Below are 9,982 nucleotides of genomic sequence, written 5' to 3'. Positions count from 1 at the left end.
AGCATTCCGTTCGACTTGCATGTGTTAAGCACGCCGCCAGCGTTCATCCTGAGCCAGGATCAAACTCTCCATAATAGAAAATTCGAACCAGATGCTCTCATCCGGTTAACTCTCGCTTTGACCTAAGTCAAAACTCATTCTTAATTGACGAGAATTAATAAACTGGCTTCCAAACTTATTCTCTTGTCTAGGTTCCGCGTTTCTTGAAAGAGCCCTTTACAGTAACTTGACAGTATTACTCCCTCTCGGAAGCTTGACGTGGCTTGTCTAGAGCTTTAATCTCTATATATAGCGTTGTCTTACTGCTCAGGCCGCTGTATTTGGCGTCCTCTCTTCGAGCGCTTTACTAATGTATCAACCCTTTCTGAAAATTGCAAGGGGGTTGAGAAAGTTTTTTTGAGATTTTTGAGGGGTGACTGCAAAGCCTACCGTAGAGAGGCTTGAGCAGGTTTCAGGGGATGCTCCCCTGGTTAGACGAGCCAGATCGACAAATTTTTTAGGATGGGTAGGATCGTGATGGCTTTCAAGAAACGATTGCCTGAGCATCGCACCGAACTTCAGATGCGTGGGGGAAGGGCCGAAGGCAGAGGGTAGGAGGCAAAAGGTTCCTCTTTTCTCCAGTTTTCAGTCGCAAGTATCGTTTTCTGCTGAGGCTTTGATTTAGAGGACAGTATTCATGCCCTGGTCTGACAAGGATTACCCAGCTTCTATGAAGAACCTGGCGGACGAGGTGCGGCATAAAGCAATTGAGATTGCTAACGCACTGTTAGGAGAAGGTTATAGAGAGGGCCAGGCGATCGCAATCGCGACAGCCCAAGCTGAAAAGTGGGCCAAACGCCGGGGTAAGCCTATCCGGCAAACGGGGGCAGCGGGTTCAGCGGGGCATGCGATCGCAAAAGGAGATCCGCAGGCAGACCACGCTATTCACGTTATTCCTGATCCCCAAGGCGACGGCTGGATTGCGCGGCGAGATGAGCAGCGCATCGCCCACGGACAACAAAAGGGAGATGTCTTACACAAAGCCCGAGAAAAGGCAAAGACCCAGCAAGTTGAGCTGTACGTTCACGATGAGACAGGACAAGTCGTGGATGAGGAAGATTATTCTGCTTGAAGGGCTATAGCTCGACGGAGCTGAATAACTGAGGCGCAATTGCACAGCGTCAGTTCTCTTTCTACTATCTGGTGTTTTATATCTGGTAGCTACTTTTAGCACTAGTCCCTGCAAAGGCTCAACTTTGTATGAGGGTTTTTGTATAAGGATTGACAAACATCTTTCTGCGCACAGTACACGATGGCTTGAATGCGGGCAGGTGTTGTCAGCAGTTGTTGCTAGAGAAGCCCAATTTTCCATGCTAGTCACTAAGCAACCGATCTTCCGACGCTTCTGGTACCCGGTCATGCTGGTGGAGAACCTAACAGCCGGTCCCCAATCATTTCAATTGCTGGGTGAATCTATTGTCCTTTGGCTGGACGAACAGGGGCAGCCGGCGGCGGTGCGGGATCGCTGCTGCCACCGCACTGCCAAGCTGTCTCTCGGCAAAGTCTGCAACGGCAATCTGGCCTGCGCATACCATGGTTGGGAATTTGACGGAAAGGGAGCCTGTGTGCGCGTTCCTCAGCTCAAAGAAGGAGCGGCAATTCCAGCGTCCTATCGGGTCAGCGCCTACTCCTGCACGGTTCGTTATGGTTATGTCTGGGTCTGTTTGGATGAGCCAGTTAGCGACATTCCAGAGATTCCCGAAGCTGCGGATTCTAGTTTTCGGCTTATCCATGAGTTTTACGAGCCCTGGCAATGTGCGGGTCTGCGGGTAATGGAGAATGAGCTAGATTTGGCCCATCCAACCTTTGTTCACACCACTACCTTTGGCAGCGAAGAGCACCCGGTTCCCGATTCGTTAGACATTATCGAGACGGACTATGGCATTCACGTGGAAGGCGTGCTGGGAGTCGTTAACCCTGAGCTGCAGCAGCAAAATCTAAAGATGGCAGACTCCCAGACCTATCGCACGCTAGAGATGGACTGGTTCATGCCCTTCACCATTCGGCTACGCATCAACTATCCCAACGGTTTGTCCCACGTCATTGTCAATACAATGACGCCCATGAGCGATGGAACTTCTCAAATGGTGCAGTTCTGTGTGCGCAACGATACGGAGGCCGACACCAAGGCGGCTGATGTGATTGCCTTTGATCGGGCAGTAACCCTGGAAGACAAGCGCATTCTAGAATCTACCGACTACGATGTACCGCTCTCCGCCAGCCAGGAGGAGCATATGTTCACCGATCGTCCGGGGCTGCTCATTCGCAAAAAGGTTTCGGCGCTCTTGCGGGCTCATGGTGAAGTCGAGCAAACGCTGTCTCGGTTAGAGCGGGGACTTGACCCACGCAAGGAGAAGCCTGAGCAGCGAGTTGAACAGCTGGTCTAGTTGGAAACTCTGTGCTGGCAATCACAAAGCTGCTATTCTCACAACGGATAGCAGCCTTTTTATGGGCCATCATGCGACTATCGGACTTTATCCAATCGACGACCGCTGCTGGAACTGCGCTGTTTTTGCGATGGGAGGGCTATCACGTCTTTTCCATTCCCAAGCGAGAGTTGCTGCTGCCGTTTGATAGAGTGCGCCTGTTTGGAGTTGGCGGCAAGCGGCAAAACTGCTCTGAATCATTTGCGGCCTGCGCACTGCGGGAAGGTCGAGAGGAGATTGGCAACGTTATTAATAGCTTGACTAGTGCCCAGAGCACGCTTTTCCTTCATCCAGACGGCACCTTTGAGTGCGTTAATTTACTGGATGAACTGATTCGACCCCGGCTGATTTGGGAGAAACGTACGCACTCTGACCACGGCAGCATGGCAGATTCCAAACAGGCCTATTACCTGGTCGCTTTTAATGCCGAGTTGGGGGCTAAACCTCAGCCCTGTAATGAGATTGCAGCGCTGGTTTACCTGAATGATGATCATTTATCCCAAATGCGGGCTGGAGAGAGTTTGAGCCTCAAAGAGTGGATCGGCCGAGGAGCCAAGCTTGATTATCAGGGAGATATCTCGATTCCAGAATCGACTATTTTAGTGCCTCATGGCACGATATTTCTGCTGATGCAGGAATGCGCTGATTAGAGTAGGCGGGTTCTATGACTCACTGCGTTAGATATGGGCAAGCTACGGCCTATAAAAGTCAGCAGTCAGCCAATTTGATTGGTGACTGCTGGTTTGCTAAAGTGGCTTAAAAACTGGGTTAAAAGAAGCCTTTAAACCTTCCGCAACTTACTATGTAGGCTAGTAGCCAGCCCTGTTACCAACACAATTAAATAAACCCAAAGCAACCAGGCCCCATAAGGACCATCTGCAGATGGCAAAACATTGGGATACACCCGCTGAAAAAAGTACGCTGTTTCAACATCTAGCAGCATTCCTGGAATTGCCAAGCAAATCGTAGCTTCTAGGTATTGGTTGGGCTGCAATCCTTTCCAGCGAAACAGTGCATGAACAAAGGGGGGGAGACACACGAGAGGAAGGAGAAAAATAGCAATCATATTCAAATTGCTACTAGGGAAAAAGAAGGTGTGTCCCCAGAGCCGCATCACAAGGGTTGCAATCAACCAGGCGACAAAGCTTGTAAACAAAAAGAACCCGTAGGGAGTTTGCTGACCATAACTTTTAGGCAGGCCCAATTTAGCTTCGGCTTGCATGGATTCCTCCATTTGAAGTGGTGTAAAGTATAAACGCGAGATTTACCTCGCATTTATAAAATACGAGGAAAGCCTCGCGTTTGTCAACCGGATCTGAGCCTATGTCCGAAATCCCTATTTATGAACCCCGCTGGCGTATGCCTAAGCAGGCTCGCAGCCGGGAGCGGTTTGATCGGATTTTGGATGCGGGGGCTGAACTGTTTGCTGCACGGGGATATGAGTCGGTTACGACAGACGACATTGCGGCCCAGGCAGATACGTCTGTGGGTGGGCTGTACCGTTTCTTTCCCGATAAACTGGCTGTGTTTCAGGCCTTGGTCAGCCGATATCTTGATCAGCTCAGGCAACTCTTTGACGCGCTACACAGCGAGGAGGCGTTTCAGCTGACGCTGGAGGAATATGTTGGTCAGGTGGTTGATGGCTTTGACCAGTTTGTTAGTGCCAACCCAGCCTTTCGAGCAGTCTTTGTGCAGTCTCGTCTGGTTTCGACTGAGACGCTAGCGATGGATACGGCTTTTAATCAGGAGATTGCTCAGCAGCTGTCGGCTTTCTTAGGGGCACGGCATCCTTGGCTGGAGGCGGAGCAGCGAGATTTGCTGGCTGCGGTGTGTGTGGAGGTGGCGAGTGCACTGGAGATTTTGTCGCTAACGCGCGATCGCACTTTTCAGCAGCAAGTCTTAGGCGAGACCAAAAAACTGCTGATTGCCTACCTCAAGCAGTACTTTCCAGACTGATGTCGAGCATATCAGTTCTGATTCAAGATAGCAGTTGACCGAACTCGATAGAATCGCCTAACATTTCCTCAAAACAAATGCACGCCTGAACTAAGCCTATAAAGTTACTGCTTGAAGCTGGAGCAAAGCCATGCAACGTAACCCCATAACTTCTCAACTAATTCTAAACACTTGGAGAAGGATGGTGAATAGCAGACTGGTTAAAGGTTCTTTGATGCTTCTGCTGGCCTCCCTGAGCCTCTCACTTCAAAACGTTTTTGTTAGGATCATCTTTAGTCAGCAAACAGTATTAGGGAGCTTTAGGATTGGAGGATTCATCTCTCTAGGAATAGGGAACTCTTTGCTAATTCTTTTTATGCGGGTTCTATTTATTGTCCTTTTTACAGCTTTTTTAGTAGGTCCTTTCCTGCATAGAGCTCTATGGCAAGATATGTTGAAGCTATTTAAGCCTTCTAATCGGGCTCTCCTAGGAAAGGTTTTAGGTAGCGGCTTTTTACTGTTTCTCTCGCAGATAGCGATGTATTTTTCGCTGAGCAGTATTTCAGCAGGAGTTGCCACAACAATTTTCTTTATCTACCCAACAATCACAATTTTGTTGACGTGGCTAATATTCGGAAATCGCCCCACCGTTATATTAGGACTAGCAGTTATTACGATTTATTCGGGCTGTCTGCTGGTTATTCCTAATGCTGAAGGGGTAGAGTCAAACAGTACTTTATTAGGAGTTTTTACGGCTGCCTTGGCGGGTGTTGCTTTTGCCGCTTATGCAGTCATGGCTCAAATATGTTCTCAGAAACATAACGCCCATCCAGTGTCTTTCACACTAGCAACTTTTACAGAAATTCTTATCCTCAATACTCTGAGTTTGGGCGCAATTAATTTCATCCCTGAGTTAACAGAACTTATCCCCGCGCTACAAATCCAAGTTTCCCCAGACATGTGGTCCTCTTTATGGCAAAGCACGTTTGCCTTATCGCTTACAAGTATTGTGGGGTTCTTATTTACCAACTTCGGGATTGCAGCTATTGGGGCTACCCTTGCCTCCATTGTGGGAGCAACTGGCCCTGTTTTAACAACAGCTATCGCGTGGTTATTGATTCAGGAAGCACTACAAGGGAAACATCAGCTAATCGGGATTTTTCTAGTGACGCTTTGGGTTACTGCTATTAGTAGTGGCAGCTTAAATTCGGGTGCTTCAGCCGAAGAATCAGCTTAATGCATCTGAAGCTTAGGAGAGGCACTCTAATGTTTCAGCTGACAAGAAATCAGCAGAGCATTATTACAAGGAAAAGAGCCGAGCAACATGTGCCTCAATGGGTCATTGCCTGCTTTGAGCGGTACAAATTTAGGCCCTCAGCGATCGACCGATCCCATAATGATGTCGATGCTGCCGAGAATGACGACGATATCTGCAACTTTCATGCCTTTTAACAGATTGGGCAAAATCTGCAGGTTGTTGAAGTCGGCAGCGCGAATCTTCCAGCGCCAGGGAAACACTGTGTCGTCTCCTATGACATAAATACCCAGCTCGCCTTTGCCGCTCTCCAGTCGGACGTAGTGCTCTCCTTTGGGAATTTTGAAGGTGGGAGCAATTTTTTTGCTGATGAACTGGTAGTCAAAGTTATTCCACTCTGCTTTGGGGCCTGCGGCCATGCGCTTGGCTTCCAGGTTTTCGTAGGGGCCGCCTGGAATTTGGGCAATCGCTTGTTGAATGATCTTGACCGATTCGCGCATTTCTCGAATTCTGACCCAGTAGCGGGCCAGACAGTCTCCGGCGGTTTCCCACTGCACGTCCCAATCAAAGTCGTCGTAGCGTTCGTAGTGGTCTACTTTGCGGAGATCCCACTTCACCCCAGAGGCCCGCAGCATGGGGCCAGAGAGGCCCCAGTTAATGGCGTCTTCTCGAGTGATCGCACCAATGCCTTCGATTCTGCGCCGGAAGATGGGGTTGTCGGTGATGAGACGTTCGTACTCTTGAACTTTGGCGGCAAAGTAATCGCAGAAGTCTTGGCACTTATCGAGCCAGCCGTAGGGCAGATCTACCGCTACACCTCCTACGCGAAAGTAGTTGTTGTTGACCATGCGGTAGCCTGTTGCAGCTTCCCACAGGTCGTAGATCATTTCGCGTTCACGGAAGATGTAGAAAAAGGGGGTGCCTGCACCCATATCCAGCAAGAAAGGCCCCAGCCAAAGGAGGTGGTTGGCAATGCGGTTCAGCTCTAGCATGATCATGCGAATGTAGCTGGCTCGCTTGGGAACGGGAATGTCTGCTAGCTTCTCGACAGCATTGACGGTGATGGCTTCGTTAAACATGCCTGCCGCATAGTCCCAACGGCTGACGTAGGGCACGTACATAACGGTGGTGCGGTTTTCAGCGATTTTTTCCATGCCGCGATGGAGGTAGCCAATGACGGGTTCGCAATCAACTACGTCTTCCCCGTCTAGGGTGACAATCATGCGAAAGCAGCCGTGCATGGAAGGGTGGTGCGGCCCCATGTTGAGCACCATCGGTTCGGTCTTGGTTTCCAGCATTGCCATCACGACATCTCCTCCAGGCGTTGGGCCTGACTCAGGTGGGGAATCTGATGACCTCAGTATTGAGTGCTGGGGCGGAGAAATCTTGTAGGTTTTTCCGGTTTTTGGATATTCTTCCGATGAGTGTTCCTGGTTGGAATGTTGGGTCGCGCTGCGCTTGACGCCAACTTACGGGGTTTGGCGTTTGCTCTGCTAGTACGACCTGACTTGTTTGAGGAAGGCTCTGGGAGTAATGCCTACGAGTCGTTTGAAGTGGCGGTGGAAATGGCTCTGATCGACAAAGCCAACGACTCTGGCGACATCGGCAAGGGTGAGCTGGGTCTGCTTCAGCAGCTCTTTGGCGCGTTCAACCCGGCGCTGAATGACGTACTGATGAGGTGTAACGCCGGTTGATTGCTTGAAAAGCTGGGAGAAGTAGTGGGGGCTGAGCTGCACAACGGCGGCTAGGTCTCTGAGGCTTAAATCTTGGTCGAGATGGGCTTGGATATAGTCAACTATGCGCCGCAGTTGAGGATAGGGCAATCCGCCGCTGTAGATGGGCAGGGTGAGCTGCTGGGCGGAGTAGTACTGCAGCAGATGAACCATCAGGGCGGTGGTCATCGTTTCGGCGTACAAACGGCTGCCGCTGCCTGCATTTTCTAGGGCGCGTTTGAGGGCGAGGCCGATTTGTTGAACCAGCGGGTCGGCGGTGGCAAAGTGGGGGATGAGTTCGATGCGATCGCAACCCACCGTTTCATCCACCGTCTGCGTAAAGGTTTTAGGCTCAAGCCCGATTACGATGACGCCCCCAGCTAGAGTCCAGCGGGTGCGATGCCAGGTATCTGCCGGAACCACTACCATGTCGCCGGGGGAGACGTATTCGCGGCGAAACTGCCCGTCGATGAATCGTTCTGCTAGAACCGGCTGGGGCAAATCGACAAAGATGCCAATGCCGTGCTGCTTGACCGATATCTCAGGTGTTTCTCCCGGCGGCATGTAGTCATAGGCCGTTAAGATGCCGTCCCACTGGGTTGCTACGCTGCTGAGCAGAGGCGGCCGCGCGAAGATGCGTTTGTACCCCTCTTCTTTTTCCTTAGCGAAGTCAACGACGACGGATGACATTGCTGTACGCCTGCAGTTAGCGCTTGATATCCATCACTTTAACAGGCGCTACTGCTCGCCGCGAGCAATCCACTTTTGGACTACGGGCACTTCGAATTTAGCGAGTTTGTCGATTAGCGCTGCCGGATCAGTATCAGCTAAAACAATGCCCCTGTGGGCAGGGCGAATGAACTTCTCCTGAGTAGCGTGGTCTAGAAACGTTAGCAGCCCGTTGTAAAAGCCGTCCACATTGAGCAAGCCACAAGCTTTGGTATGAAACCCGAGCTGAGTCCAGGTAGCAATTTCGCAGAATTCCTCCAGCGTGCCTAACCCACCAGGCAGAGCAATAAAGGCATCTGACAGCTCAGCCATCAATGCCTTACGCTCGTGCATAGAGCTGACCACTCGCAGATCGCTCAAGCCGGTATGAGCGACTTCCTTATCCACCAGCGCTTGGGGAATTACCCCAATGACTTGGCCGCCTGCCCCCAGCACAGTGTCAGCAACTGCCCCCATTAGGCCAACGTTACCGCCTCCATACACGAGCGTAATACCGCGCTCGGCCATCACCGTGCCCAGAGCTTGGGCAGTTTCAAGGTAGCTTTTGCGATCGCCAAAGTTTGAGCCGCAGTAAACGCAGATTCGATTCATACGGGCACTTTACACAGGCGCTACGCCACGGGAACAGCTGCTTTAAGAGCAAAAATTCGCTCAATGGTTTCTTCGACCGAGCGATCGGGGGTGGAAGCCCCAGAGGTAATGCCCACCACTAAAGGCCCTTCGGGCAGCCAGGGATCGGTGATAGTCATCTCACCATGCAAGACTTTGTGCTCGATACGGTTGCCGGGGCCAATGCGGTGGGCGCTGTCGATGTGGTACGAAGGAATGTTGCGCTCAATCGCAATCTCCTGCAGGTGAGTGGTGTTGGAGGAGTTGTAGCCGCCGATCACCACCATCAGGTCTAGCTGCTCATCGACCAAGTCAAACATGGCATCTTGGCGCTCCTGAGTAGCGTCACAGATGGTATTAAAGCTCTGGAAGTGTTCAGCTAGAGCCTGGGGGCCGTATTTTTTCAGCATAGTGCGCTCAAACAGCTTGCCGATCTGCTCGGTTTCGCCCTTGAGCATAGTGGTCTGGTTGGCAATGCCGACGCTCTCGAGATCACGATCTGGGTCAAAGCCTTCTGAGTGGGCGTTGCGGAACTGGGTCATAAACTCGTCGCGGTCGCCACCATTCAAGATGTAGTTAGCGACGTATTCGGCCTGGGCCAGATTCAGCACTACCAGGTATTTGCCCGCAAAGGAGCTGGTGGCAATGGTTTCTTCGTGGTTGTACTTGCCGTGAATGATGGAGGTACAGTCTTTTTTCTTGTGCTTCTCAACGGTGTTCCACACTTTAGACACCCAGGGGCAGGTGGTATCGACAATGGTGCAGCCCTTGCCGTTGAGCAGCTGCATTTCTTGAACGCTGGCTCCAAAGGCAGGCAGGATCACAACATCGCCATTGCCGACTACTTCGAAGTGCTTTTGGCCGTTTTCCACTTCAATAAACTCGACGGCCATCTCCTTTAGCCGCTGATTGACGCTGGGATTGTGAATGATTTCGTTAGTAATCCAGATGCGCTCAGTGGGAAAGTGCTGCCGAGTTTCGTAGGCCATTGCGACTGCCCGCTCTACTCCCCAGCAAAAGCCAAAGGCCTGGGCTAGCCGGATGGTGACGTTGCCACGGGTGAGGGTGTAGTGATTGTCGCGCATCTCTTGGATCAGCCCGCTCTGATACTCGCTCTGCATCTGCCCAGCAACGTCTTCCTCATGGCCAAAGCCCTTGCGGAAGTACTTGTCAGATTGGTGGAGAGATCGCTTGAAAGCTTTAGTATCCATAACTCCTCGCGGCATGTCGGCACGTTACTAGAATAACGGTTTGTAGGGGGGGATTTGGCTGCGAGA

At 51.2% G+C, this 9,982-nt stretch carries 9 protein-coding genes and 1 rRNA gene; 5 read left to right on the top strand and 5 right to left on the bottom strand.

What is annotated here, in order from left to right:
* Positions 1 to 75 (bottom strand): 16S ribosomal RNA (locus tag H6G13_RS11595); the annotation flags it as partial.
* Between the two features lie 601 nt (positions 76 to 676).
* Here H6G13_RS11595 and H6G13_RS11590 point away from each other — a divergent pair.
* From H6G13_RS11590 to H6G13_RS11565, 5 genes are all read left to right on the top strand, one after another.
* Positions 677 to 1,111 carry a DUF2188 domain-containing protein gene (locus H6G13_RS11590; RefSeq protein WP_190483372.1) on the top strand — a complete coding sequence of 145 codons (435 nt, stop codon included), beginning with the start codon at positions 677 to 679 and terminating at the stop codon, positions 1,109 to 1,111.
* A gap of 238 nt (positions 1,112 to 1,349) precedes the next feature.
* Entirely contained in the window at positions 1,350 to 2,426 is a 1,077-nt protein-coding gene (locus H6G13_RS11585; RefSeq protein ID WP_190483371.1) for an aromatic ring-hydroxylating dioxygenase subunit alpha, read from the top strand.
* Between the two features lie 71 nt (positions 2,427 to 2,497).
* Complete coding sequence (locus H6G13_RS11580) at positions 2,498 to 3,115, top strand: hypothetical protein (RefSeq protein WP_190483370.1); 618 nt, start codon at positions 2,498 to 2,500, stop codon at positions 3,113 to 3,115.
* A gap of 673 nt (positions 3,116 to 3,788) precedes the next feature.
* The gene (locus H6G13_RS11570) at positions 3,789 to 4,421 is read left to right on the top strand and encodes a TetR/AcrR family transcriptional regulator (protein WP_190483368.1); all 633 of its coding nucleotides are present in this window, start codon (positions 3,789 to 3,791) and stop codon (positions 4,419 to 4,421) included.
* Positions 4,422 to 4,551: 130 nt separating this feature from the next.
* The gene (locus tag H6G13_RS11565; protein WP_190483367.1) at positions 4,552 to 5,637 is read left to right on the top strand and encodes a DMT family transporter; all 1,086 of its coding nucleotides are present in this window, start codon (positions 4,552 to 4,554) and stop codon (positions 5,635 to 5,637) included.
* Positions 5,638 to 5,774: 137 nt separating this feature from the next.
* Here H6G13_RS11565 and H6G13_RS11560 read toward each other — a convergent pair whose 3' ends face one another.
* The 4 genes from H6G13_RS11560 to H6G13_RS11545 all read right to left on the bottom strand — a co-directional run bounded on the left by H6G13_RS11560 (position 5,775) and on the right by H6G13_RS11545 (position 9,916).
* Positions 5,775 to 6,959, bottom strand: a complete 1,185-nt coding sequence (locus H6G13_RS11560) for an NAD(P)H-quinone oxidoreductase subunit H (protein WP_190483366.1) — start codon at positions 6,957 to 6,959, stop codon at positions 5,775 to 5,777.
* A gap of 189 nt (positions 6,960 to 7,148) precedes the next feature.
* Positions 7,149 to 8,057, bottom strand: a complete 909-nt coding sequence (locus H6G13_RS11555) for an AraC family transcriptional regulator (RefSeq protein ID WP_190483365.1) — start codon at positions 8,055 to 8,057, stop codon at positions 7,149 to 7,151.
* Between the two features lie 48 nt (positions 8,058 to 8,105).
* Positions 8,106 to 8,687 carry a TIGR00730 family Rossman fold protein gene (locus H6G13_RS11550; RefSeq protein ID WP_190483364.1) on the bottom strand — a complete coding sequence of 194 codons (582 nt, stop codon included), beginning with the start codon at positions 8,685 to 8,687 and terminating at the stop codon, positions 8,106 to 8,108.
* Positions 8,688 to 8,707: 20 nt separating this feature from the next.
* Positions 8,708 to 9,916, bottom strand: coding sequence for a 4-hydroxy-3-methylbut-2-enyl diphosphate reductase (locus tag H6G13_RS11545; protein WP_190483363.1), 1,209 nt, complete (start codon positions 9,914 to 9,916; stop codon positions 8,708 to 8,710).
* Positions 9,917 to 9,982 lie beyond the last annotated feature (66 nt).

Origin of the sequence: Pseudanabaena sp. FACHB-2040, from assembly GCF_014696715.1 — a bacterium.
Lineage (GTDB): Bacteria > Cyanobacteriota > Cyanobacteriia > Phormidesmidales > Phormidesmidaceae > JACVSF01.
Note: the sequence above shows the minus strand (reverse complement) of the source record. Positions and strands in the feature narration are given on the sequence as shown.

What these genes read in the sequence shown, in the direction of transcription:
- H6G13_RS11590 (WP_190483372.1), top strand. Translation starts at nt 677, where the DNA reads ATGCCCTGGTCTGACAAGGATTACCCAGCTTCTATGAAGAACCTGGCG.
- H6G13_RS11585 (WP_190483371.1), top strand. Translation starts at nt 1,350, where the DNA reads ATGCTAGTCACTAAGCAACCGATCTTCCGACGCTTCTGGTACCCGGTC.
- H6G13_RS11580 (WP_190483370.1), top strand. Translation starts at nt 2,498, where the DNA reads ATGCGACTATCGGACTTTATCCAATCGACGACCGCTGCTGGAACTGCG.
- H6G13_RS11570 (WP_190483368.1), top strand. Translation starts at nt 3,789, where the DNA reads ATGTCCGAAATCCCTATTTATGAACCCCGCTGGCGTATGCCTAAGCAG.
- H6G13_RS11565 (WP_190483367.1), top strand. Translation starts at nt 4,552, where the DNA reads ATGCAACGTAACCCCATAACTTCTCAACTAATTCTAAACACTTGGAGA.
- H6G13_RS11560 (WP_190483366.1), bottom strand. Translation starts at nt 6,959, where the DNA reads ATGGCAATGCTGGAAACCAAGACCGAACCGATGGTGCTCAACATGGGG.
- H6G13_RS11555 (WP_190483365.1), bottom strand. Translation starts at nt 8,057, where the DNA reads ATGTCATCCGTCGTCGTTGACTTCGCTAAGGAAAAAGAAGAGGGGTAC.
- H6G13_RS11550 (WP_190483364.1), bottom strand. Translation starts at nt 8,687, where the DNA reads ATGAATCGAATCTGCGTTTACTGCGGCTCAAACTTTGGCGATCGCAAA.
- H6G13_RS11545 (WP_190483363.1), bottom strand. Translation starts at nt 9,916, where the DNA reads ATGGATACTAAAGCTTTCAAGCGATCTCTCCACCAATCTGACAAGTAC.